Source organism: Blastococcus sp. HT6-4 (genome assembly GCF_039679125.1).
Lineage (GTDB): Bacteria > Actinomycetota > Actinomycetes > Mycobacteriales > Geodermatophilaceae > Blastococcus > Blastococcus montanus.
Map to the genome: position 1 here is coordinate 2803994 of NZ_CP155551.1, position 22461 is coordinate 2826454.

The following is a 22461-nucleotide window of genomic DNA, read 5'->3' on the forward strand; positions in this document are numbered from 1 at the left end:
ACCGGCCCCCCGCCTAGGAGTGTCGGGTATCCGGCGGGCCGGCGGCGGCCGGCTCACCGGCCACCTCACCGGCCTCCACGACGGTGAACCGGTGCCACAGCCCGCTGAGCTGCAGGGGGCGCGCCACCGCGGGCGGCGGGTCGACGAGCACCGTCTCGATGCCGCGCGGAACCCCCATGCGCTGCACCTGCACGAGCACGGCGAGCCCGCCCGAGTTCATGAAGGGCACGTCGTGCAGGTGCAGCTCCACCCGGCGCAGCGAGTGCTCGGCCAGCAGCACGTCGGTGAGGATGCGGACGAGCGGGCGGCGGGCCGCATCGGTCAGCTCCCCACCGACCGCGAGCCGGACGGTGTCGTCATAGACCGCGTGCTCGACGGACGGCTCGGCGGTCGCCGCCTCGCTGTCGGACGGGCTGGGCGCGGTGGCGTCGGTCGTCTCCTCCACGGGGTGCTCCTGCCCCGTGCGGCGCCGGTTCACGCACCGCGCGGGCGACCGGCGGCACCTCCCGCGGGGAACATTTCTCGCGGATGCACGTTTACCTCTGTGCACGCCCGAGGTAATCTCTAGTTGCCATTAGAGGTTCACACCTCGGGCAGCGAACACCAGATCGACCGTCCAGGAGGTTCCAGCCATGATGCTGACCGCTTACGACCCGTTCGCCGCCACGTCCGCCGCCTTCCGCGCGCTGGACCAGCTCACCGGCCGGGCCGGCACCGGCACGGCCCGCCCGCTGTCGGGGATGCCGATGGACGCCTACCGGGTGGGTGACAACTTCGTCGCCCACTTCGACCTCCCCGGCGTCGACCCCGGCTCCATCGACCTGTCGGTCGAGGGCAACACCCTCACCGTCAGCGCCGAGCGCTCCGTCCCGCAGCTGGAGAACGCGGAGTGGACCGTCGCCGAGCGTCCGTTCGGCAGCTACACCCGCCAGCTGGTGCTCGGCCGCAGCCTCGACACCGACCGGCTGGAGGCCAGCTACCACGACGGCGTGCTGACCATCAGCATCCCCGTCGCGGAGAAGGCCAAGGCGCGCAAGATCACGGTCACCCGCGCCGACGAACCGGCGGCCGTCGAGGGTCGCACCATCGAGGGCGAGCAGCCGGCGGTCGAGAGCTGACCGCGAGCAGACCGGCCGGAACGCAGGGGCCGGGCCCGTCCAGGGCCCGGCCCCTGCGTCGTCCGGCCACCCGCCCGCGACGACGACCCACGACGACAGGAGCGCCCGCCATGCCCGCGGTCCCCCCCGATCCGCTGCACCGGCTGGACGACCCGGAGTACCCCGCCCTGACCATGAGCCAGGCGGCGGAACTGCTCGGCGTCCAGGCCGCCTTCCTCCGCAGCCTCGACACCTCCGGCGTCCTCCAGCCGCACCGATCCCCCGGGGGGCACCGCCGCTACTCCCGCCGGCAGCTGGGTCTGGCCGCCCGCGTGCGGGTACTGCTCGACGACGGCCACCCGCTGGCCTCGGCGGAGGTGATCGTCGGCCTCCAGGACGAGCTGGCCTCGGCGCGCGCCGACCTGGACGAGCTCCGGGCCCAGCCGGAGGGGGTTGACGGTAAACCCTAGGGGGGTATGGTTGCCCGTGCCGCCGCGCACCGCGGCGCCGACCGGGAGGGACGACGTGGACACGACCGAGGGCGCCTGCACCGGGCACGACCACGCGCACGGCTACATCCACCGCAAGGACGACTACCTCAAGCGCCTGCGGCGGATCGAGGGCCAGGCCCGCGGCCTGCAGCGCATGGTGGAGGACGAGAAGTACTGCATCGACATCCTCACCCAGGTCTCCGCCATGACGAAGGCGTTGCAGGCGGTCTCCCTCGGCCTGCTCGAGGAGCACCTGAGCCACTGCGTCGTGGACGCCGCGAAGGCCGGCGGCCGCGAGGCCGAGGAGAAGGTCCGCGAGGCCACCGAGGCGATCGCCCGCCTCGTCCGTTCCTGATCACTCCCCACCTCCGAAAGGAACACCATGACCACCACCGCCAGCTACACCGTCGCCGGCATGACCTGCGGGCACTGCGTCAACTCGGTGACCGAGGAGGTCTCGCAGGTGCCGGGTGTCACCGATGTCGAGGTCGACCTCGCCACCGGCGGCCTGACCGTCACCAGCGAGCAGCCGGTCGACGAGACCGCCGTGCGCGCCGCCGTCGAGGAGGCCGGATACGAGGTGAGCGGCCGCTGATGCGGCCGGCGCCATGAACACACCGACGAAGATCGCCGGGTTCGCCGTCGGCCTCGTCGCCGTCTTCGGCGCCGCGGTGGGGGTGGGCTCGGCCGTCGGCCCGGTCGGACCGGCCTCGGCGGAGGACTCCGCCGAGGCCGGTCGCGCACCGTCCGGCGGGCACGGGGACGGCGGCCACGACGCCGCGACCCCGGCGCCCGCGGCGTCGGCGGAGCTCCCCGGCGGCCTCCAGGTGACCGAGGACGGGTACACGTTCTCCCTCGCCGCGCCGACTGCCCCGGCCGGCCCGGCCACCCCGGTCGCCTTCGAGATCCAGGGCCCCGACGGGCGACCGGTGACCGCGTACGAGACCGACCACGACGTCGACCTGCACCTGGTCGCCGTCCGCCGGGACCTCACCGGCTACCAGCACGTGCACCCCGAGCTCGGTGCCGACGGCGTCTGGCGAGCCCCACTGGCGCTGGACCCCGGCAGCTGGCGGCTGTACGCCGACTTCACCGCCGCCGCCGACGGCGAGAACCGCGTCCTGGGCGCGGACCTCGCGGTCCCCGGCAGCTACGAGCCCGAGTCCCTGCCCGCCCCGTCGGCGGTCGCCGAGGTCGACGGCTACACCGTCGTCCTGACCGGCGAGCTGGCCCCGGGCAGCGAGTCGGAGCTGACGCTGAGCGTGAGCCGCGACGGTGTTCCCGTCACCGACCTGCAGCCCTACCTGGGCGCCTACGGGCACCTGGTCGCGCTGCGCGACGGCGACCTCGCCTACCTGCACGTGCACCCGGCCGGTCACGGCGCTGCCGCGCCCGCGCCCGGTCCGCACATCCCGTTCGTCACCACCGCGCCCTCGGCGGGCACCTACCGGCTGTTCCTGGACTTCCGGCACGGCGACGCCGTGCACACGGCGGCGTTCACGGTCCGAGCCGGTGAGCACTCCGCCGGTGAGCACTCCGCCGGCGCAGACGAGGAGCACTGACCATGACCACCGCCCCCGGCGGGACCACCACCGACGTCGAGCTGCTGATCGGCGGGATGACCTGCGCCTCGTGCGCGAACCGCGTCGAGAAGAAGCTGAACAAGCTCGACGGGGTCACCGCCACGGTCAACTACGCCACCGAGAAGGCGAAGGTCAGCTACGCCGACGGCGTCAGCCCCGAGGACCTGATCGCCACCGTCGAGAAGACCGGCTACACCGCACGCCTGCCCGAGCCCCCGCGGCCGGAGATCGACGCGGAGGCCGAGGCCGACCCGGCCGACGCGCCGCTGCGGGCGCTGCGGACCCGGCTGCTGGTCTCGACCCTGCTCACCGTCCCGGTCGTGGTGCTGGCCATGGTGCCGGCGCTGCAGTTCGAGTACTGGCAGTGGCTGTCGCTGACGCTGGCCGCGCCGGTCGTCGTGTGGGGCGGGGCGCCGTTCCACCGCGCCGCGTGGACGAACCTGCGGCACGGCGCCGCCACCATGGACACCCTGGTGTCGCTCGGCACGCTCGCCGCGCTCGGCTGGTCGATCTACGCCCTCTTCTGGGGCACCGCGGGCATCCCGGGGATGACCCACCCGTTCGAGCTCACGATCGCCCGCACCGACGGCGCCGCCAACATCTACCTGGAGGCCGCCGCCGGGGTGACCACGTTCATCCTCGCGGGGCGCTGGTTCGAAGCGCGGTCCAAGCGCCGGGCCGGTGCCGCGCTGCGCGCGCTGCTCGAGCTGGGCGCCAAGGAGGTCTCGGTGCTGCGCGGCGGCACCGAGCAGCGGGTCCCGGTCGGAGAGCTGGGCGTGGGTGACCTGTTCGTCGTCCGTCCCGGCGAGAAGATCGCCGCCGACGGCGAGGTGACCGAGGGCAGCTCCGCCGTCGACGCCTCGATGCTCACCGGCGAGTCGGTGCCCGTCGAGGTGCGCCCCGGGGACGTCGTCACCGGCGGCACGGTGAACGCCGGCGGACGGCTGGTCGTGCGGGCCACCCGCGTGGGCAGCGCGACGCAGCTCGCGCAGATGGCCCGGCTGGTCGAGGACGCGCAGAACGGCAAGGCCGAGGTGCAGCGCCTCGCCGACCGGATCTCCGGGGTGTTCGTGCCGATCGTGCTGGTCCTGGCCGCCGGCACGCTCGGCTTCTGGATCGGCACCGGCGCGGGCCTGCCCGCCGCCTTCACCGCCGCCGTCGCGGTGCTGATCATCGCCTGCCCCTGCGCGCTCGGGCTCGCCACGCCGACCGCGCTCATGGTCGGCACCGGCCGCGGGGCCCAGCTCGGCATCCTGATCAAGGGACCCGAGGTGCTGGAGTCCACCCGACGGGTCGACACCGTGGTCCTGGACAAGACCGGCACGGTGACCACCGGGCGCATGACGCTGCTGGACGTCGTCCCGGCCACCGGCGAGGACGCCGGCCAGGTGCTGCGGCTGGCCGGCGCGCTGGAGTCGGCGTCGGAGCACCCCATCGCGCAGGCCGTGGCCCGCGGCGCGGTCGAGCGGGTCGGCGACCTCCCCGCGGTCGCCGACTTCGCCAACGTCGAGGGCCTCGGCGTCCACGGCGTCGTCGAGGGCTCGGCGGTGGTGGTCGGCCGGCGGCGGCTGCTGGCCGACTGGGCGCTGCCGCTCCCGGCCGAGCTGGAGAAGGCCGTCACCGAGGCCGAGGACGCCGGGCGCACGGCGATCGCGGTCGGCTGGGACGGCTCCGCCCGGGGCGTCCTCGTGGTCGCCGACGCGGTCAAGGAGACGTCGGCCACCGCGGTCGCCCAGCTCCGCGGCCTCGGGCTCACGCCGATCCTGCTGACCGGGGACAACGAGAAGGCCGCCCGCGCCGTCGCCGCCCAGGTCGGCATCGACGAGGTGATCGCCGAGGTCCTGCCCCAGGACAAGGTCGACCTGGTGCGCCGGCTGCAGGACGAGGGCCGGACGGTGGCCATGGTGGGCGACGGCGTGAACGACGCGCCGGCCCTCGCCCAGGCCGACCTCGGGCTGGCGATGGGCACGGGCACCGACGTCGCCATCCAGGCCGGTGACCTGACCCTGGTCCGCGGCGACCTGCGGGTGGCCGCCGATGCGATCCGGCTCTCCCGCCGGACGCTGTCGACGATCAAGGGCAACCTGTTCTGGGCGTTCGCCTACAACGTGGCGGCCCTCCCGCTGGCCGCCGCCGGGCTGCTCAACCCGATGATCGCCGGCGCCGCGATGGCGTTCAGCTCGGTGTTCGTCGTCTCCAACAGCCTGCGGCTGCGCGGGTTCGCCCCGTTGCCGGAGAACCGGGACGCGGCCCTGGCCGTCGCCGGTGGGCGTCCCGCCACCGCGCCGGCCGGGGCCGAGGGCACGACCGCCTGATCCGGTCACCGCGCCCGGGCCCTGGGGTCACCCCGTGCACAGTCGGACTCTGCCCACCATGGTGGGCAGAGTCCGACTGTGCCCAGATGCGTGTACGACCCGGGAGGTGTGACCGTGAGTAGCAGTCCTGACCACGGGCGGCGACGGGTGGCCCGGCTGCTCTCCGGAGCCGGCCTCGCCGCCGGACTGGCCTTGCTCGCGCGACCGGCCGCGGTCACCGCGGTGCTCGACCCGCGCTTCCCGCCGCGACGGCTCTGGATCGCCCGGGTGCTCGGCGCCCGCCTGGTGGCCCAGCACGCCGCGGTGCTGGCCTCCCCCGGGCCGTCGACGATCCGGCCGGCTGCCGCGATGGACGGCCTGCACGCGGTGAGCATGCTGCCGGTGCTGGCGCTGCCCCGTTACCGGGGGGCGGCGCTGGTCACGGGCGGGCTGGCCGCCGCGCACGCGCTCGCCGGAAGGTGGCTGGCGGGGTCCGGAGGGTGGCTGGCGGGGTCAGAGCGCGGGTAGCAGCAGCAGAGCCGTCGGCAGCAGGAGCAGCAGGACGGCGCAGGTGAGCGCGGTCCAGCGGGCGACCGTCGGCAGCGGGTCGGCGGGCTCGAGCAACCGCACGACCCGCGCGCGCACCCCGGCACCCGAGACGGCGAGGGCACCGCTGGGCACGACCCCTCCCCCGGGCCCACCGGCCGCGGCCACGATCGCCTCGGCCAGGGTGCGCCGGGGGGTGGTGGCCGGCAACGACCGCAGCGCGACGTCGTCGGCGCGCATCTCGACCAGGTCGCGGACCGCGTCGTAGGCACGCTCGGCTGCCGGCAGCACCGGCAGGGCCGCCTTCCACGCCACGAACGGCAGCAGCAGCAGGTGATGGCGCTCCCCCAGGTGCGCCCGCTCGTGCGCGACCACCGCCGCGAGCTGCTCCTCGTCCAGTTCGGCGACCATCCCCGACGAGAGCACCAGCAGCGGACGGGCGCCCGGGATGCAGAAGGCGACCGGGGCCGGGTGCTCGAGCAGCCGCGTGTCCGGCTGCGGTGCCGGCTGCACCACCAGCTCGAGCAGCGCACGGTGCCGCCGGCGGGTGCGGGTGATCCGCGCCCAGGACAGCACGAGGACGCCGATCAGCTCGACCGCCAGCACGCCGGCCAGCGTCAGGGTCACCCAATGGTCACCGCGCACCGGGTCGGCCGCGGAGTCGCCGGTGAGCACCGACCAGACCGCCTCGGGCAGCGAGTGCCCCCACGGCGCCAGGCCGTGGACGAGCAGCGCGCCGATGATCGACAACCCGCCGGCCAGCCCGATCGCCTGCCAGCACACCAGCGCCACCACCGGATCGCGCACGGGCCAGCGCGACCGGGCGATCAACGCCGGCACCGGCCAGGCCAGCAGCGCGGCGAGGACGGCGAGGGCGACGGCGGTGGCGGGGAGCACCGGGAGACCGCCGGACGTCAGGCGCGCGCCGCGCCGTCCGGGCCGCCGGCGAGGAGCTCGCGCAGCATCCGCGCCTCCTCGGCGTCGACGCCGCCGACGAAGCGGGCGAGCACGGCCTGGCGGTCCGCGGCCTGACCGAGCACCTCGCGCATCACCTGCGCGGCGTGCTCCTCCCGGCTGGCCCGCGGGAGGAAGCGGCGCGGCCGGCCGTCGTCGTGGACGACGAACCCCTTCTGCTCCAGCCGGGTCAGCACCGTGTGGACGGTGGTCAGAGCGAGGCCCCGGTCGGCCAGCTCGTCCCGCAGGGTCGCCGCGGCGACGGGACCACCAGCCGCCCACAGCCGGTCCATCACAGTTCTCTCGAGCTCACCCAGTGAGGCCAACGGTCCCTCCCTGTCGGACGTCTCACACGCCATCGTCCATGCGGCGCTGTGCGCAGTCTTCTACAAGTCGTAGAATTTCTACGCGCCGTAGAAATCGTACGTCCCATCGTCCGACCGAGAAAGCGAGACCAGGGTGGACGTGCTCGACATCGCCCGCTGGCAGTTCGGCATCACGACCGTCTACCACTTCCTGATGGTCCCGCTGACCATCGGGCTGGGGATCCTGGTCGCGGTCATGCACACCATGTGGGTGCGCACCGACAAGCCCGAGTGGCTCCGGATGACCCGGTTCTGGGGCAAGATCTTCCTGATCAACTTCGTGCTCGGGGTGGCGACCGGGCTCGTGCAGGAGTTCCAGTTCGGACTGGCCTGGAGCGAGTACTCCCGCTTCGTCGGCGACGTGTTCGGCTCGCTGCTGGCGCTGGAGGCCCTGCTGGCCTTCTTCCTGGAGTCGACCTTCCTGGGGCTGTGGATCTTCGGCTGGGGCCGGATCCCCAAGAAGGTGCACCTGGCCACCCTCTGGGCGGCGGTCATCGGCTCGACCGTCAGCGCCTACTTCATCATCGCCGCCAACTCCTGGATGCAGCACCCGGTCGGGGTGGTCGCCGACGACGCCACCGGCCGCCCCGTGCAGGTGGACTTCCTCGCCGTGCTCACCAACAACACCGCGGTGGCCGCGTTCACGCACACCATCGTCGCCGCCCTCATGGTCGCCGGCGGCCTCCTGGTCGGCGTCGGGCTGTGGCACCTCCGCCGGCGGAAGCTGGCCGGGCGCCCCGCCGACGAGATCGATCACGCGGTGTGGCGGCGCTCGGTCCGGATCGGCGGCTGGGTGTCCCTGGCCGCCTTCGTCCTGGTCGCCCTCACCGGTGACTGGCAGGCCAAGCTGATGTACCAGCAGCAGCCGCTGAAGATGAGCTCGGCCGAGGCGCTGTGCGAGACCGAGGCGCCCGCGTCCTTCTCGATCTTCGCCTGGAGCAAGCTCGGCTCCAACGAGTGCGACGACGTCCACTCGATCACCGTCCCGGGGCTGCTGTCCTTGCTCGCGCACAACGACTTCTCCAGCGAGGTCCCCGGCGTCAACCAGCTCCAGGAGGACTACTCCGAGGTCTACGGCGCCACCTACCCCGACGACCCGTCGCGGTTCGGCGCGCTGGCCGGGGAGCCGATCGACTACCAGCCGGTGCTCGCGGTCACCTACTGGAGCTTCCGGCTGATGATCGGGATGGGCGTGGTCTCGGCCGGGGTGGCGGCCTACGCCCTGTGGTCGACCCGGCGCGGCCGGGTGCCGACCTCCCGGATCGGCGTGTACGGCTCGCTCGCCGCCGTGGGTGCTCCGTTCGTGGCCAACGCCGCCGGGTGGATCTTCACCGAGATGGGCCGCCAGCCGTTCGTCGTCGTCCCCAACCCGGACGTGCCGGTCGACGAGCAGATCTGGTTCTTCACCGCCCAGGCCGTCTCCCCCGGGGTCACGGCCGGTGAGGTCTGGACGTCGCTCATCGCGCTGACCCTCGTCTACGGCGTGCTCGCGGTGATCGAGGTCGGTCTGCTCACCCACTTCATCCGCGCCGGCATCACCTCCGGCGACACCAGCGCCACCCCCGTCGGCACCGGACCCGACGACGACCGCCGCGAGGGACCCGGCGGTGACGCCGGCGGCGTCGGCGGTCGGCGCACCCCGGGCGACGACGTCCTCCAGTTCGCCTACTGACCCCCGATCCCTCCCCTGACGCCAGAGACCCGAGGACATCCGTCATGGACCTGCAGACCGTCTGGTTCGCCGCCGTCGCCGTGCTGTGGACCGGCTTCCTCCTGCTCGAGGGCTTCGACTTCGGCGTCGCCGCCCTCCTGCCCGTGCTGGGCCGCAAGCCCGCCGACCGGCACCTGATGCTGCGCAGCATCGGCCCGCTGTGGGACGGCAACGAGGTGTGGCTGATCACCGCGGCCGGCGCGGTGTTCGCCGCCTTCCCCGGCTGGTACGCCACCTGGCTGCCGGCGCTGTACCTGCCGTTCGTGCTCGTCCTGCTGGGGCTGATCGTGCGGGCGGTGGCCTTCGAGTGGCGGCACCAGTCCCACGACCCGCGCTGGGACACCAGCTGGACGCACGTGATCACCGCCGGCTCGCTGATCGCCGCGCTCGGGGTGGGCGCCGCGCTGGCCACCACCACCCTCGGGCTGCCGATCGGCGCCGACGGCATCCGGGTCGGCGGCAGCTTCTCCGGCGTGGGCTGGGTGGCGCTGCTCGGGGCCGCGGCGGTCGGCGGGTTCTCCGTCGTCCACGGCGCGCTGTTCCTCGCGCTGAAGACCGACGGCGACGTCCGGCTGCGGGCGCAGGCCTTCGCCCTGCACTGGGCCCCGGTGGCCGCGCTGCCGCTGCTCGCGTGGGCCGCGCTCGTGCACCTGCGCTACGGGACGTCGGTGACGGGGGCGCTCTGGGTCGTCGGTGCGCTCGCCGTCCTGGTGACCTGGGCACGGATCAAGGTCGACCGGGAGGGCCAGGCCTTCGCCGGCTGGGCGGTCATGCTGGTGTCGTCGGCCGCGACGATCTTCGGGGCGGCCTACCCCGTCGTCGTCCCCTCGACGATCGACCCCGCCTTCGACGTGACGATCGCCGAGGCGTCGGTCAGCGACTACACGCTCACCGTGATGACGTGGGCGGCCGGTATCGGGCTGCCGATCGTGCTGACCTACCAGGCGTGGACCTACTGGGTGTTCCGCCAGCGGCTGACCGCCGAGCCGCAGCACGAGGACGCACCCGACGCCGGCCGGGCCCCGGCCCCGGGCGAGGTGCCGGCGTGAGTGCTCGTCCCGGCGCCCGGCGCGGACCGCTCGGCGCGCTGGCCGGCGTCCCCGGGCTGCGCGGGGCGTTGATCCGGTCGGCGCTGGCCGCGCTGGTGCAGACCACCGGTCTCGTCCTGCTGGCCGCCGGCCTGGCGCACGCGGTCGCCCGGGTCACCGGCTTCGCCGACGGCCCGGTCACCACGCCGCTGCTGGTCGCGGCGGCCGGCGCGGCCGTGCGGGCCGCCGCGGGGGCCCTCGGCGAGGCCGTCGCCGCCCGCGATGCGCGCCGCGCCGAGGACGAGCTGCGCCGTCGGCTGCTGGACCGGTTCGCCGCCTCGCCGGCGGCCGTGGCCGCCGCCGGCGGCACCGGCCCGGCAGCCGTGCTGGCCACCACCCGGCTGCACGACCTCGCTCCGGCGCTGGCCGGCTACCTGCCGGCGCTGGCGCAGACGCTGATGGTGCCCCCGGCGCTGCTGGTGGTGCTGGCCGCGACCGACCTGCTGTCGGCCGTCCTGGTCGCGGTCACGCTGCCGCTGGTGCCCGTCTTCATGGTGCTGGTGGGCACCTACACGCGCGACGCGACCGTCGACTCGGCCCGGGCGCTCGACCGGATCGCCGCGCACGTCGCCGAGCTGGTCCGCGGACTGCCGGTGCTGGTCGGCCTGGGCCGCGCCGCCGAGCAGACCGCGGCGCTCGCCGAGCTGGGCGAGGCCCACCGCGCCCGAACCCTGGCCACCCTGCGGATCGCGTTCCTCTCCGCGCTGGTCCTCGAGCTGATCGCCACCCTGTCGGTCGCCCTGGTGGCGGTCACCGTCGGCCTGCGGCTGCTGCACGGTGACCTGGCGCTGGCCGTGGGGCTCACCGCGCTGCTGCTCGCACCGGAGGCCTTCGCACCGCTGCGGGCCCTGGGCAGCGCGCACCACGCCGCCGAGGACGCCGCGCTGGCGGCGGCCGAGGCCCGCGCGGTGCTCGCTGCGCCGGTTCCGGTGGCGCCCGACGGTGTCGATGCGGGCGACGACCCGCGCGGCGCCGACGTCGCCGTGCGCGGGCTGTCGGTGCGCCACCCCGGGCGCCCGGTGCCCGCCCTGCCACCCACCGACCTGGTGCTGCGCCCGGGTGACCTGGTCGCGCTCGCGGGCGCCAGCGGATCGGGGAAGTCGACCCTGCTGGCGGCGCTCGCCGGGGGGCTAGCTCCCGGCGCGGTCGCGACCGGCACGGTGACCGGCGTCCCGGCCGGCGCGGTGGCCGTCGTGCCGCAGTTCCCGCGGACGACCGGGCGCTCCGTGGCCGAGGAGCTGCGCCGGCACGCCGCTCCGGACACCGGGGCCGACGACGGCGGCGACGTCGAGGAGATCGTGCGCGAGGCGCTGACCCGCGTCGGAGCCGGCGCGCTGGCCGCCCGCACCCCGGAGGACCTCTCCCCCGGCGAGCTGCAGCGGGTCGCGCTCGCCCGTGCGCTGGTCCGGATCCGCCGCGGCGCCCGGCTGCTGCTGCTCGACGAGCCGACCGCGCACCTCGACGACGAGGCGAGCGCGCTGGTCGCCGACGTGCTGGCCGCGCTGCGCGGCACGGTCACCACGCTGCTGGTCACGCACGATCCGCGGCTGGCCGCGCTGGCCGACCGCACCGTGGTCCTCCCCGCGCCTGCCGGGGGACCCGGCGCCCGAGAGCTCCCGGCTCCGGCGCAGACCTCCGCGGCCGAGAGCCCCCACCGGCCCGCCGTCGCGACCGCGTCGACGGCTCCGGTTCCCGCTCCGGCGCCGGTCGCGGCGTCCACCGCCCACGGGTCCGACGCCGCCGGCCCGGCCGCGGTCCGGCGGACCATGCGGCGCGCGGTGCTGGCCGGCACGCTCTCCGCCGGCGCCGGGGTCGCGCTGACCGCCGTGTCGGGCTGGCTGATCGTCCGGGCGGCCGAGGCACCTCCGGTCCTCACCCTGCTGGTCGCCACCGCCGGGGTGCGCGGGTTCGGCGTGGCCCGCGCCGCGCTGCGCTGGGTGGAGCGGATGACCGCGCACGACGCCGCCCTCCGGCTGGTCGCCCGCACCCGGGTGCAGGTGTGGCGGGCGCTGGCCGCACAGGGCCTGGCCGCCGACCGGACCCCGGGCGCCGCGCTGGCCCGCGTCGTCGGCGACGTCGGCCTGGTCCAGGACCTCACCGTGCGGGTGCGGCCCCCGCTGCTCGTGGCGGTCGCCGTCCCCACGGCCACCGTGGCCGCCCTCGCGTTCATCGACCTGCTCGCCGCGGGTGCGATCGCCGCGACCCTGGCCGTCACGGCCGGCCTGATCCTGCTCGCGCACCGCCACCTCGACGCCGGCGCCGCCCGGGCCGCCGGCACGCTGCGGGTCGCGACGCTGCGCGAGACGACGACGGCACTGGAAGGCGCCGCCGACCTGCGCGCGCACGGCCTCGCGGGCCGGACCGGGGCGGACCTCGCGGCCCTGGGGGCCCGGCAGGGTCGCACCGCCACCACGGGCGCGCGGGCCGCGGCGGTGGGCACCGGGCTGGTCGCCCTCGGCACGGGCCTGGCCGCCGTCCTCGGCACGGCCGTGGCCGCGGGCGGCGGGGTGCGCGGACCGGCGCTGGCGGCGATGGCCCTGGCGCCCCTCGCGCTGGTCGAGCCGCTGGCCGGCCTCGTCGGCGCGCTGCAGCGGCGGGGCACGCTGGCCGACGCGCAGGACCGCCTCACCGCCGTCCTCGAGACGCCGGTGGCCGCCGACCCGGCCCACCCGCGGCCGGCACCGGTGTCCGTCTCGACGCTGCGCACCGAGGCCCTCACCGCCGGCTGGCCGGGTGGCCCGGACGTGCTGCGGGGCGTGGACGCCTCCGCCCGCGCCGGGGACGGCTGGCTGGTGGTGCGCGGCCCCTCGGGCGCCGGCAAGTCGACCTTCCTCGCCGTGCTGATGGCCGCGCTGCGCCCCCGGACCGGCCGCTACACGGTGGACGGCGCCGCGGCCGGCGAGTTCACCGGCGCGGACCTGCGGGGCCGGATGGCGTGGCTGCCGCAGGAGGCCCACGTGTTCTCCTCGACCGTCCGGGCCAACCTGGCGGTGGCTGCGCCGCGCGGCGCGCTGGCCGGCGCCGACGGCGAGCGGCGCATGCGGGCCGCTCTCGCCGCCACCGGCCTGGGCGGGCTGCTCGCCACGCTGCCCGCCGGCCTGGACACCCCGGTCGGAGCGGGCGGGACCGCACTGTCGGGGGGCGAGCGGCGGCGGCTGGCCGCGGCCCGGGCGCTGCTGGCCGACCGGGACGTCGTGCTGCTCGACGAGCCCACCGCCCACCTCGACGCCCCCACGGCGGCGGCGCTCGTCCGCGACCTCCGGTCGGCGCTGGCCGGCCGCGTCGTCGTCTGCGTCACCCACGACGACCTCGAGCTCCCCGGCGACACCGTCCTGCACCTCCGCGAGGCGGCGGCCCGCGCCACCGCCTGAGGGGGTTCTGCGGTCGGTCGGTCTCTGCCCACGGCAGGTGGGCAGAGACCGACTGCGCGCAGCGCACCTCTGTCGGACCCTGCGAAGGCCGGTGCACGTCCTCATCGCGACGCCGGATCCCGGCGCCGATCCGCGGGTCACCGTGCACCGCTCGTTCGACGAGGCGGTGGTGGCACGGGACGCGGCCGGGTACCGGCGGGGTGGTGCAGGGCACCGACCGGGGAGTGCGCCGGCCGGCGTGCGGAGACCGGTTCAGGCGGCCGGGACGTCGACCGGGATCTCCGGGCCGAGCCGCGCCCCCTGGAGCAGCGGCAGATCGTCACCGGACCAGAAGCTCCCGGGGTCGTAGGCGTTCAGCGGGCGGCCGTCGGGGAGCAGGCCCATCGCCGTGTAGGTGGCCGCGACCAGCTCCGCGCAGAAGACGGTCTCGGCGGCGGTCTGCCGGCGCAGCCGGCCGTTGACCCATCCACGCACCAGCCCGCGGGTGGTCGGGAACGGCCGCCCGTCCAGCCGGGCGATCGTGCGCAGCACGGCGTCCTCCATGGCCGGGGTCACCCCGCCGTCCTCCGCCGGGCCGACCAGCTGCCGCAGCCAGGCCCGCTGGCCGTAGCGCTGCCGCCAGGTGAGCACCGCGTCGCGCAGGTCGTGCAGCTGGACGCCCCGCTGGTGGGTGCCGCTCCAGGCGTCGGGCAGCGATCTCCCGAGCTCGGCGTGCCACAGCAGCGGCGGCAGGTCCTCCAGGACGACCGCCATGCCGACGTGGTTCACCGGCGCGTTGGTCAGCGCGCGGATGGCACGGTCGGCCAGCGACGGGCCGCGGAAGACCCAGACGTCGCCGGTGCGGGTCAGGTCGACCGCGGCGTCCAGGAAGAGATCGGGCACGGGCCGCTACGTTACGGACGTGCGCCTCTGGAAGCTCTTGGGACTGGCCGGGCTCGCGGGAGTCACCGCCGGCGGTGTCGTGCTCGCCCGCGACGAGCGGCAGCGCCGGGCCTACACCCCCGACGACGTGCGGGCGCGGCTGCACGAGCGCGCGGCGGCGGCCCCCGAGCCGGTCGCCCCGGCCCCGGCGACCGCCGCCGAGCTCACCGCGGGCCGGACCCACCGCCTGGCCCGCGTCCTGCGCCGCCGCTGAGCGGCCGCACGGTCACCCGCGGCCGTCCGCCTCCCCCGCCTTGACCGCCAGTACCTGGCAGCCGGCGTCGAGCAGGATCCGCTGCGCGTCGCTGCCGAAGATCAGCTTGCCGGTCGGCGTCCGCCGCCGGAGCCCGATCACGATCAGCGACGCGCCGAGCCGGTCCGCCGCCGCGACCACCTCCTCGGCCCCGTCGCGGCCGCCGACGCGCTGCTCGAGCTCGAACGGGACGCCGGACTCCTCCAGCAGCCGCCGGACCTCGGCCAGGTCCTCGGGCGAGGCGAAGGACTGGTCGACGTAGGCCTCCCCCCGCGACGTGTTGATCACGTGCAGCGGCTGGTTGCGCAGGTCGGCCTCCTCGACCGCCGCGCGCAGCGCGGCGCGCCCCTCGGGCTTGGGGACGTACCCCACGACGATGGTCACGAACGGTTCCCTCCTGGTGCCGCGGACTCGGTCCGGGACTGGTTGAGCTCCGCCTCGATCCGCGACTGCCGGCGCCTGAGGTAGATGCCGGCGGCGAGGAAGACGAGGAGCAGGGTGTAGACGACGGCGGCGAACGGGCTGGTGACCAGCGCCGTGGGATCGCCCTGGCTGATCGCCAGCGTGCGGCGCAGCTGCTCCTCGGCGATCGGCCCGAGGATGAGGCCGACGACCGCCGGCGCCACCGGGAAGCCGAACTGCCGCATCCCCCAGCCGAGCACGCCCACGAGGAACAGCAGGATCATGTCCGCGGTCGAGGCACCCACCGCGTAGCTGCCCAGCGCGGCGAAGGTGAGGATCCCGGCGTACAGGTAGGGGCGCGGGATCTGCAGCAGCTTCACCCAGACCCCCACCAGCGGCAGGTTGAGCACCAGCAGCAGCAGGTTGCCGATGTAGAGGCTGGCGATCAGCGTCCACACCAGCGGCGCCTCCTGCTCGAAGAGCAGCGGACCGGGCTGGATGCCGTAGCTCTGGAAGGCCACGATGATGATCGCGGCCGTCGCCGAGGTCGGCAGGCCCAGGGTCAGCAGCGGCACCAGCACCCCGGCGGCCGCCGCGTTGTTCGCCGACTCCGGGCCGGCCACGCCCTCGATCGCGCCGTGGCCGAACTCCTCCTTCCGCTTGGAGAGCTTCCGCTCCATCGAGTAGGAGAGGAACGTCGCGACGTCCGCACCACCGGCCGGGATGGTGCCGATGGGGAACCCGACCGCGGCGCCGCGCAGCCACGGCTTCCACGACCGCCGGAAGTCCTCGCGGTTCATCCAGCTGCCGCCCACCGGCACCAGGGGCAGCGGCCCCTTCCGCATCCGGGAGGCCACGTAGAGCGCCTCGCCGACGGCGAAGATGCCGACCGCCACCACCACGACGTCGATGCCGTCGGCGAGGGCCGGCAGCCCGAAGGTGAAGCGCTGCTGCCCGGTGAGCGAATCGGTGCCGACCATCGCCAGGAGCAGCCCGACCGCCAGCGCGGCGATCCCGCGCGCCGGCGAGGCGCCGAACATCGCCGCCACGGTGAGGAAGGCCAGCACCGTGAGCGCCACGAAGTCCTGCGGGCCGAGCTGGACGGCGAGGTCGGCCACGAGCGGGGCCAGGAAGGTGAGCGCGATCGTGGCGATGGTGCCGGCGACGAACGAGCCGATCGCCGCCGTCGCCAGCGCCGACGCCCCCCGCCCGGCCCGGGCCATGGCGTTGCCCTCCAGCGCGGTGACGATCGACGCCGCCTCGCCGGGGGTGTTCAGCAGGATCGACGTCGTGGAACCGCCGTACATGCCGCCGTAGTAGATGCCGGCGAACAGGATCAGGGCGGCGGCGGGCTCCAGGCTGTAGGTCAGCGGCAGGAGCAGGGCCACGGTCATGGCCGGGCCGAGGCCGGGCAGCACGCCGACGGCGGTGCCCACCGTGACGCCGACCAGCGCGTACAGCAGGTAGAGCGGCTGGAGGACGGCCGCGAAGCCTTCCAGCAGCAGGCCGATGTCACCCAAAGAAGGGCACCCCCTCCAGCGGCCCCGCGGGCAGGAACAGCCCGAGGACCTGCACGAACAGCACGTGGACGGCGACGTTGAGGACGGCGCCGACGACGGCCGCGCGGACGATGCGTGCGCCCAGGGCCCACGCCGTGCCCGCGAACAGCAGGGTGGCGGCGATGGGCCAGCCCAGGGGCTCGATCAGCAGGACCAGGGCCGCGAACGAGGCGACCAGCTTGGCGACGGTCACCCAGTCGGTGCGCGCCCGGGCGTCGACGTCCTCCCCCTCCTCGGCGGAGCCGTGCCGCCCACGCGCCACGCTGACCGCCAGCGCCAGGGACGCGCCGATCAGCAGCACGCCGACCGCGTAGGGGAAGGCCCGCGGCCCCAGCACGTTGGCCGAGCCCGGGACGGTGATGGTCGTCGTCTCCACCAGGGTGAACACCCCCACGGCGAACAGCCCCGCGGCGATGGCGGCCTCGCCCCAGGACCAGCTCCGGGCGGGGCCCTGCTCCGGCGCCACCCCGTCCGGGGCGGCGCCGGAGCCGGACGCGGTGCTCACGAGACGAGCCCGATGTCCTCCAGCACGCCACGGACGCGCTGGCGCTCCTCCTCGAGGAAGGCCTCGAACTCGTCACCCGCGAGGTAGGCGTCCTCCCAGCCGCGCTCCTCGAGCTCGTTCTGCCAGGACTCGGACTCCTGCATCTCCGCCACCACGGCGAGCAGCCGCTCCCGCGCCTCGTCCGAGATGTTCGGCGGCGCGACGACGCCCCGCCAGTTGGTCAGCTCCACGTCGTAGCCGGCCTCGGTGAGGGTGGGTGCGTCGATGCCCTCCACCGGGTCGGACCCGGTCACCGCCAGGGGCCGCAGTTCCCCTGCCTCGATCTGCTGGGCGTACTCACCGACACCCGAGATGCCGGCGTCGACCTGGCCGCCCAGCAGCGCGGCCAGCGACTCGCCGCCGCCGGAGAACGCCACGTAGTTCAGGTCCTCGATCGGGAGGTCGGCGGCCTGGAAGAGCAGCCCGGCCGCGATGTGGTCGGTGCCGCCGGCCGAGCCACCGGCGATGGAGACGCCGCGGCCCTCGGCGCGGACGGCCTCGACCAGGTCGTCGACCGTCTGGAACGGCGAGCCCGCCGGGACGACGATGATCTCGTCCTCCGTGGTGAGCCGGGCGATCGGCGTGACGTCGTCCAGCGTCGCCTGCGACTGGTTGGTCTCGACGGCGCCGACCATGACCAGCCCCATCACCATGAGGAAGTCCTCGCTGCGCTCGTTGGCGAGCTCCGCGAGGCCGACGGTGCCGCCGGCGCCGCCCACGTTGGTCACGCGGGTGCTGCCGACCAGCTCCTCCTCCTCGAGCGACGCCGCGATGGCCCGGGCGGTCTGGTCCCACCCGCCGCCGGGGTCCGCCGGGGCCATGACCGCGAGCCGGTTGATGCGGTCGGCGCCTCCCCCGGCGCCACCCCCGCCGCCGCCGTCGCTGCCGCAGCCGGTCAGGCCGACCGCCACGGCGGTCGCGACCGCGACGGATGCCGAACGCACGCGCCGGCGAACCGGCCGGTGGACCGCGCGATGGGTGACTGTCATGGAGGACCTCCTCGTCCCGGAGCCGGTGCGGCTCGTGGTGCGAGGGACGCTAGGAGCGCCCGCGCGGCGGGCACATCCTGCGGTCGTAGCGGTCGTATTGGTCGTTGTGGTCGCAGTCACATCGGGTCCCCCGGCGGTGACAATGGAGCGGTGCGCCGGACCATGACCCTGGGAGCCCAGCTCCTCCTGCTGCAGGTCGGCATCGTGCTGGTGACGCTCCTCCTGGCCGGCGCCGTCGCCGTGCACTACCAGCAGGAGCGGATCCGGGACGCCTACCGCCAGCAGGTGCTCACGGTCGCCAACAGCACCGCCCGGCTGCCCAGCGTGGTCGACGCCTACGGCACCCCCGATCCCAGCGAGACGCTGCAGCCGCTCGCGGAGCTGATCCGCGAGGCCTCGGCGGTGACCTTCGTCGTCATCACCGACCGGTCCGGTATCCGGTTCTCGCACCCCGATCCCGGCCGCGTGGGGGAACGGGTGTCGACCGACCCCAGCTCGACCCTGGCCGGCGAGGTGTTCGTCGGCACCGAGACCGGCACGCTCGGGGAGTCGCTGCGCGCGAAGGTGCCGGTCCGTGCCCCGGACGGCGAGGTGATCGGCGCCGTGTCGGTCGGCATCCTGGAGAGCCAGCTCGCGGCCGAGTTCGGCCGCGAGGCCCCCGTCCTCGTGGCCTGGCTCGGCGGTGCGGCGATGGTCGGCGCACTGGGGTCGGTGCTCGTCGTCCGCCTGCTGCGCCGCCGCATCTTCGGCCTGGAGCCCGAGGAGATCGCCCGGCTGCTGGAGACGCGGGAGGCGATGCTGCACGGCATCCGGGAGGGGCTCGTGGCCGTCGACGAGAAGGGGCGGGTCGTCCTGGTCAACGACGAGGCGTCCCGGCTGCTCGACCTCCCCGCCGACGTCGCCGGCCGGCCGGCCGCCGACGTCCTCGACTCCGCGATGCTCCCGCTCGTCCTCGGCCACCGGCGGGTCACCGACGAGCTCGTCCTCTCCGGCGAGCGCCTGCTCGTCGCCAACCGCACCCCCGCCGTGGTCGGTGGCCGCCGGATCGCCGAGGTGCTCACCCTGCGCGACCGCACGGAGCTGTTCGACGCGATGCGCGAGCTCGACGGCCAGCGGAACCTGACCAACACGCTGCGGGCGCAGGCGCACGAGTTCAGCAACCAGCTGCACGTCGTCCAGGGGCTGATCGAGCTCGACCGGCCGGACGACGCGGTCGCCTTCATCGAGCGTCTCGGCGGGGGCCGGCTGCTCGGCGGCGCCCCGCTGACCGTCGTCGCCGATCCCGGCGTGAGCGCCCTCCTGCTGGCCAAGGCGGCGGTGGCCCGGGAGCAGGGCGTCCGGCTGGTGCTCGACTCCGGCAGCCGGCTGCCGGCCGAGCTCGGCGACGACGTCGTCACCGTGCTCGGCAACCTGGTCGACAACGCGATCGACGCCACCGGCTCCGGCGGGGAGGTGCACGTGCTCGTGCGCCAGGAGGACGACGGGACCGTGCTGGTGCAGGTGGACGACGACGGCCCCGGGGTCGCGCCCGCCGAGCGGTCCCGGGTGTTCGACGTGGGCGTGACGAGCAAGGGCCGGCCGGACGGCAACCACGGCCGCGGCATCGGGCTGGCCCTGGTCGCCCGCATCGCGACCCGCCGCAACGGGACGGCGACGGTCACCGACTCCCCCGCCGGCGGCGCCCGCGTCGTGGTGCGGCTGCCCCGCGCGGCGGAGGCCGCACCGGGCGCGCTGGTGGCTCCGTGAGCGGGGCGCCGGTGCGCGTCCTCGTGGTGGACGACGACTTCGCCGTCGCCTCGGTGCACCGCGGGTACGTGGAGTCCCTCCCGGGGTTCGAGGTGGTGGGCGAGGTGCACCGCGGGGTGCAGGCGGTGGAGGCCGTGCGCGTACTGCGGCCGGACCTGCTGCTCCTCGACGTCTACCTGCCCGACATCTCCGGCATCGAGGTGCTCCGGAGGATCCGGTCGGCACCGGGGCCGCAGCCCGACGTCCTGGCGATCACGGCGGCGCGGGAGGTCGAGACCGTCCGGCAGGCGATGGCCGGCGGCGTCGTCGACTACCTGGTCAAGCCGTTCTCCCTGGCCACGTTCCGGGAACGGCTGGAGGTCTACCGCTCCCACCGTGCCGAGCTCCTGCGGCGCAGCGCCGAGGACTCCGGGGCGCTGGAGCAGAGCGACGTGGACCGGATGCTGGCCGGCCGCCGCCGCGCCGGCGGCCCGGGGGCGGTCACCGACCTGCCGAAGGGGCTCTCCCCGCGCACGCTCGAGGCCGTGGCCCGCGCGCTGCGCAGCGACCCCACCCGGGACCTGTCCGCCGGCGAGGTGGCGGAACGCTGCGGCCTGGCCCGCGTCAGCGCCCGCCGGTACCTCGAGCACCTGGAGCGCACCGGCCGGGCCGCGGTCTTCCCGCGGTACGGCGGCACCGGGCGGCCGGAGAACGGCTACCGCTGGGTGGGATGAGCGCCCGCCCGGATCCGCCTCAGATGCTGCGCCAGCGCCCCTCGGTGGCGTTGCCGTCGGGGTTGGACCGGAAGACGTTGCCCTCCGTCGGGCCGGTCGGGGCGTCGGCGGCGAGCGCGAGCCGCCGCAGCAGCGGCTCGACGAGGACGTCGTAGACCCCGGGCAGCAGCCGGAACCCGGCGGTGATCAGCGGGTTGAGCAGCCCCGCCTGCACGACGCGGCGCGGGCTGTCGAGGGTCGCGAGCACCCGCCGGGCCACCCGCTGCGGCGAGTACGCCGGCGGTGGGGGCCGGCCGGTGGTGCCGGCCCACGAGGCGGCCTGGGAGTAGATGGGCGTGTTGACGCCGCCCGGCTGCACGATCGAGACGGAGATGCCCGGCTCGTCCCGGGTCTCCTGCTGCAGCACCCGCGCCAGCGCGAGCTGCCCCCACTTCGCGACGGCGTAGCTGCCCAGCACCGGGGTGGTGACGTTGCCGAGCAGCGAGTTCACGATGACCAGGTGCCCGGCGTGCTGGCGACGGAACACGGGGAGGACGTGCCGGGCCACCGTGGCGGTGCCGTGCAGCGAGGTGTCAACGACTCGCTCGTAGACCTCCTTCGGCACGTCCTCGATGCGCCCGTAGGCCATCACCTGCGCGGCGTGGACGACGACGTCGAGCCGGCCGTGCTCGGCGACCGTGGCGGCGACGACCGCGCCGACGGCGTCCTCGTCGAGCACGTCGGCGGGGCAGACGGTGACCGCGGTCGCGCCGGCGGCCCGGACCTCGTCGGCCGCGGCCTCCAGCGACTCCCGGCCGCGGGCGACCAGGACGACCCGGGCACCGCGCTCGCCCAGCTGGACGGCCGTGGCCCGCCCGATGCCGCTGGAGGCGCCGGTGACCAGGGCGGTGAGCGGGCGTCCGCTGTCCTCGGGGATCGGCACGAACTCTCCTCACGAGCAGGACGGGACGGCGCGGGAGGCCCGGCCCGATGTCGGTCGTGGACTACCCGGTCGCCTCCTCGGCCATGCCGTCGAGCCGGTCCCGCAACCATCCCGGCCCGGCGATGCCGGCCTCCTCGGGCAGCCGCGCCCGCAGCCCGCGGTCGGCGGTGACCACGAGCAGGTCGGTCCCGTCCGCGGCGAGACCGGCGACCTCGTCGACGAGGGCGTCGTCCCCGCTCCCCGGCGCCTGCACCACCCGCAGCCCCTCCGGCGTGCCGTCGTCCGGGGCCGCTTTCTTCGCCGCCCCCTCGACGACGGCGACCACCCCGGCAACGGACACCGGCGTGCCGTCCGGCCCCTCGATCGTGGTGCCGGGCAGCGCGGCCAGCTGGTCCAGCAGCCGGGTGGCCGCCCCGGCCCGGTCCCGCCACCAGCCGTCGGGCCGGCTCCCCATCACGTTCGCGACGTCGACCACCAGCACGCTCATCCTGTTCTCCTCATCGATCCGCTCCTACGCTCCGGCCATGTGCCGGAACATCCGTCCACTGGCCAACTTCGAGCCGCCGGCGGCCGGCGACGAGATCCACGCCGCCGCGCTGCAGTACGTCCGCAAGATCAGCGGCACGGCCCGGCCGTCCCGGGCGAACGCCGAGGCGTTCGAGCGGGCGGTGGCCGAGGTCGCCGCCGCATCGGCCCGGCTGCTCGACGCCCTGGTCACCACCGCGCCGCCGAAGGACCGCGAGACCGAGGCGGCCAGGGCCCGCGTCCGGTCGGCGGCCAGGTACGGCGGTCCCGCGGCGGCCGGCTGACGCGACCGAGGTAGGTGCCGGCCAGTCCTGTTGCGCACAACGGGCATGACGGCGGAGTCCGCGGGGTATCCCGGGCGGCGTCCGTCCCGTCGGGGAGTGACCT

The 22461-nt window shown here is 75.4% G+C and carries 24 protein-coding genes; 14 read left to right on the plus strand and 10 right to left on the minus strand.

What is annotated here, in order from left to right:
• Nucleotides 1-13 precede the first annotated feature (13 nt).
• Nucleotides 14-445: an STAS domain-containing protein gene (locus ABDB74_RS13365; protein WP_346619117.1), complete on the minus strand. Its 432-nt coding sequence runs from the start codon at nucleotides 443-445 to the stop codon at nucleotides 14-16.
• A gap of 187 nt (nucleotides 446-632) precedes the next feature.
• Between ABDB74_RS13365 and ABDB74_RS13370 the strand changes: the two genes are divergently transcribed.
• The 7 genes from ABDB74_RS13370 (at nucleotide 633) to ABDB74_RS13400 (ending at nucleotide 5993) form a co-directional block, all read left to right on the plus strand.
• A complete protein-coding gene (locus tag ABDB74_RS13370) occupies nucleotides 633-1118 on the plus strand; it encodes an Hsp20/alpha crystallin family protein (RefSeq protein ID WP_346619119.1) in 486 nt (161 codons plus the stop codon).
• A gap of 110 nt (nucleotides 1119-1228) precedes the next feature.
• Nucleotides 1229-1567, plus strand: a complete 339-nt coding sequence (locus ABDB74_RS13375) for a MerR family transcriptional regulator (protein WP_346619121.1) — start codon at nucleotides 1229-1231, stop codon at nucleotides 1565-1567.
• A 106-nt stretch (nucleotides 1568-1673) separates the two neighbouring features.
• Nucleotides 1674-1943, plus strand: a complete 270-nt coding sequence (locus ABDB74_RS13380) for a metal-sensitive transcriptional regulator (protein ID WP_209313698.1) — start codon at nucleotides 1674-1676, stop codon at nucleotides 1941-1943.
• A 27-nt stretch (nucleotides 1944-1970) separates the two neighbouring features.
• Entirely contained in the window at nucleotides 1971-2183 is a 213-nt protein-coding gene (locus ABDB74_RS13385; protein WP_346619123.1) for a heavy-metal-associated domain-containing protein, read from the plus strand.
• A gap of 13 nt (nucleotides 2184-2196) precedes the next feature.
• Nucleotides 2197-3150: a hypothetical protein gene (locus tag ABDB74_RS13390; protein WP_346619124.1), complete on the plus strand. Its 954-nt coding sequence runs from the start codon at nucleotides 2197-2199 to the stop codon at nucleotides 3148-3150.
• Nucleotides 3151-3152: 2 nt separating this feature from the next.
• Nucleotides 3153-5486, plus strand: coding sequence for a heavy metal translocating P-type ATPase (locus ABDB74_RS13395; RefSeq protein ID WP_346619126.1), 2334 nt, complete (start codon nucleotides 3153-3155; stop codon nucleotides 5484-5486).
• Between the two features lie 114 nt (nucleotides 5487-5600).
• Nucleotides 5601-5993: a hypothetical protein gene (locus ABDB74_RS13400; RefSeq protein WP_346619127.1), complete on the plus strand. Its 393-nt coding sequence runs from the start codon at nucleotides 5601-5603 to the stop codon at nucleotides 5991-5993.
• On the opposite strand, the gene ABDB74_RS13405 is transcribed toward ABDB74_RS13400, so the two are convergent.
• A complete protein-coding gene (locus ABDB74_RS13405; RefSeq protein WP_346619128.1) occupies nucleotides 5979-6908 on the minus strand; it encodes a M56 family metallopeptidase in 930 nt (309 codons plus the stop codon). The two genes, ABDB74_RS13400 and ABDB74_RS13405, sit on opposite strands and share 15 nt — an antisense overlap.
• Before the next feature lie 17 nt (nucleotides 6909-6925).
• A complete protein-coding gene (locus ABDB74_RS13410; RefSeq protein WP_346619129.1) occupies nucleotides 6926-7324 on the minus strand; it encodes a BlaI/MecI/CopY family transcriptional regulator in 399 nt (132 codons plus the stop codon).
• Between the two features lie 100 nt (nucleotides 7325-7424).
• Between ABDB74_RS13410 and ABDB74_RS13415 the strand changes: the two genes are divergently transcribed.
• From ABDB74_RS13415 to cydC, 3 genes are read left to right on the plus strand one after another with little or no spacing between them, the layout of a single operon-like run.
• On the plus strand, nucleotides 7425-9002 hold the full coding sequence (locus ABDB74_RS13415) for a cytochrome ubiquinol oxidase subunit I (protein ID WP_346619130.1): 1578 nt from the start codon (nucleotides 7425-7427) through the stop codon (nucleotides 9000-9002).
• A 44-nt stretch (nucleotides 9003-9046) separates the two neighbouring features.
• The gene (cydB, locus tag ABDB74_RS13420) at nucleotides 9047-10090 is read left to right on the plus strand and encodes a cytochrome d ubiquinol oxidase subunit II (protein ID WP_346619131.1); all 1044 of its coding nucleotides are present in this window, start codon (nucleotides 9047-9049) and stop codon (nucleotides 10088-10090) included.
• Nucleotides 10087-13500, plus strand: coding sequence for a thiol reductant ABC exporter subunit CydC (gene cydC, locus ABDB74_RS13425; protein ID WP_346619132.1), 3414 nt, complete (start codon nucleotides 10087-10089; stop codon nucleotides 13498-13500). The genes cydB and cydC overlap by 4 nt, the downstream gene beginning before the upstream one ends.
• 252 nt (nucleotides 13501-13752) lie before the next feature.
• On the opposite strand, the gene ABDB74_RS13430 is transcribed toward cydC, so the two are convergent.
• The gene (locus ABDB74_RS13430; RefSeq protein ID WP_346619133.1) at nucleotides 13753-14382 is read right to left on the minus strand and encodes a hypothetical protein; all 630 of its coding nucleotides are present in this window, start codon (nucleotides 14380-14382) and stop codon (nucleotides 13753-13755) included.
• A 19-nt stretch (nucleotides 14383-14401) separates the two neighbouring features.
• Between ABDB74_RS13430 and ABDB74_RS13435 the strand changes: the two genes are divergently transcribed.
• On the plus strand, nucleotides 14402-14635 hold the full coding sequence (locus ABDB74_RS13435; protein WP_346619134.1) for a hypothetical protein: 234 nt from the start codon (nucleotides 14402-14404) through the stop codon (nucleotides 14633-14635).
• A 12-nt stretch (nucleotides 14636-14647) separates the two neighbouring features.
• Here ABDB74_RS13435 and ABDB74_RS13440 read toward each other — a convergent pair whose 3' ends face one another.
• From ABDB74_RS13440 to ABDB74_RS13455, 4 genes are read right to left on the minus strand one after another with little or no spacing between them, the layout of a single operon-like run.
• Entirely contained in the window at nucleotides 14648-15058 is a 411-nt protein-coding gene (locus tag ABDB74_RS13440) for a universal stress protein (protein ID WP_346619135.1), read from the minus strand.
• The gene (locus ABDB74_RS13445; protein ID WP_346619136.1) at nucleotides 15055-16596 is read right to left on the minus strand and encodes a tripartite tricarboxylate transporter permease; all 1542 of its coding nucleotides are present in this window, start codon (nucleotides 16594-16596) and stop codon (nucleotides 15055-15057) included. Before ABDB74_RS13445 ends, ABDB74_RS13440 begins: the two co-directional genes overlap by 4 nt.
• Nucleotides 16589-17140 (minus strand): tripartite tricarboxylate transporter TctB family protein, encoded by a 552-nt coding sequence (locus ABDB74_RS13450; RefSeq protein ID WP_346619137.1) that lies wholly within the window; start codon nucleotides 17138-17140, stop codon nucleotides 16589-16591. Before ABDB74_RS13450 ends, ABDB74_RS13445 begins: the two co-directional genes overlap by 8 nt.
• Nucleotides 17137-18123 (minus strand): tripartite tricarboxylate transporter substrate-binding protein, encoded by a 987-nt coding sequence (locus ABDB74_RS13455; RefSeq protein WP_346619138.1) that lies wholly within the window; start codon nucleotides 18121-18123, stop codon nucleotides 17137-17139. Before ABDB74_RS13455 ends, ABDB74_RS13450 begins: the two co-directional genes overlap by 4 nt.
• A gap of 195 nt (nucleotides 18124-18318) precedes the next feature.
• Here ABDB74_RS13455 and ABDB74_RS13460 point away from each other — a divergent pair, with 195 nt between their 5' ends.
• Entirely contained in the window at nucleotides 18319-19914 is a 1596-nt protein-coding gene (locus ABDB74_RS13460; RefSeq protein ID WP_346619140.1) for a sensor histidine kinase, read from the plus strand.
• The gene (locus ABDB74_RS13465) at nucleotides 19911-20627 is read left to right on the plus strand and encodes a response regulator (protein ID WP_346619141.1); all 717 of its coding nucleotides are present in this window, start codon (nucleotides 19911-19913) and stop codon (nucleotides 20625-20627) included. Before ABDB74_RS13460 ends, ABDB74_RS13465 begins: the two co-directional genes overlap by 4 nt.
• Before the next feature lie 19 nt (nucleotides 20628-20646).
• Here ABDB74_RS13465 and ABDB74_RS13470 read toward each other — a convergent pair whose 3' ends face one another.
• Together ABDB74_RS13470 and ABDB74_RS13475 are read right to left on the minus strand one after the other, a co-directional pair.
• Complete coding sequence (locus tag ABDB74_RS13470) at nucleotides 20647-21549, minus strand: SDR family NAD(P)-dependent oxidoreductase (RefSeq protein WP_346619142.1); 903 nt, start codon at nucleotides 21547-21549, stop codon at nucleotides 20647-20649.
• Between the two features lie 61 nt (nucleotides 21550-21610).
• Nucleotides 21611-22036, minus strand: a complete 426-nt coding sequence (locus ABDB74_RS13475) for a hypothetical protein (protein ID WP_346619144.1) — start codon at nucleotides 22034-22036, stop codon at nucleotides 21611-21613.
• Nucleotides 22037-22073: 37 nt separating this feature from the next.
• Here ABDB74_RS13475 and ABDB74_RS13480 point away from each other — a divergent pair, with 37 nt between their 5' ends.
• Entirely contained in the window at nucleotides 22074-22358 is a 285-nt protein-coding gene (locus tag ABDB74_RS13480) for a DUF2277 domain-containing protein (protein WP_346619145.1), read from the plus strand.
• Nucleotides 22359-22461 lie beyond the last annotated feature (103 nt).

Bases quoted from the DNA above. Each gene is read 5' to 3' on its own strand.
- ABDB74_RS13370 (WP_346619119.1), top strand. From the start codon at position 633: ATGATGCTGACCGCTTACGACCCGTTCGCCGCCACGTCCGCCGCCTTC.
- ABDB74_RS13375 (WP_346619121.1), top strand. From the start codon at position 1,229: ATGCCCGCGGTCCCCCCCGATCCGCTGCACCGGCTGGACGACCCGGAG.
- ABDB74_RS13385 (WP_346619123.1), top strand. From the start codon at position 1,971: ATGACCACCACCGCCAGCTACACCGTCGCCGGCATGACCTGCGGGCAC.
- ABDB74_RS13390 (WP_346619124.1), top strand. From the start codon at position 2,197: ATGAACACACCGACGAAGATCGCCGGGTTCGCCGTCGGCCTCGTCGCC.
- ABDB74_RS13395 (WP_346619126.1), top strand. From the start codon at position 3,153: ATGACCACCGCCCCCGGCGGGACCACCACCGACGTCGAGCTGCTGATC.
- ABDB74_RS13410 (WP_346619129.1), bottom strand. From the start codon at position 7,324: ATGGCGTGTGAGACGTCCGACAGGGAGGGACCGTTGGCCTCACTGGGT.
- cydB (WP_346619131.1), top strand. From the start codon at position 9,047: ATGGACCTGCAGACCGTCTGGTTCGCCGCCGTCGCCGTGCTGTGGACC.
- ABDB74_RS13475 (WP_346619144.1), bottom strand. From the start codon at position 22,036: ATGAGCGTGCTGGTGGTCGACGTCGCGAACGTGATGGGGAGCCGGCCC.
- ABDB74_RS13480 (WP_346619145.1), top strand. From the start codon at position 22,074: ATGTGCCGGAACATCCGTCCACTGGCCAACTTCGAGCCGCCGGCGGCC.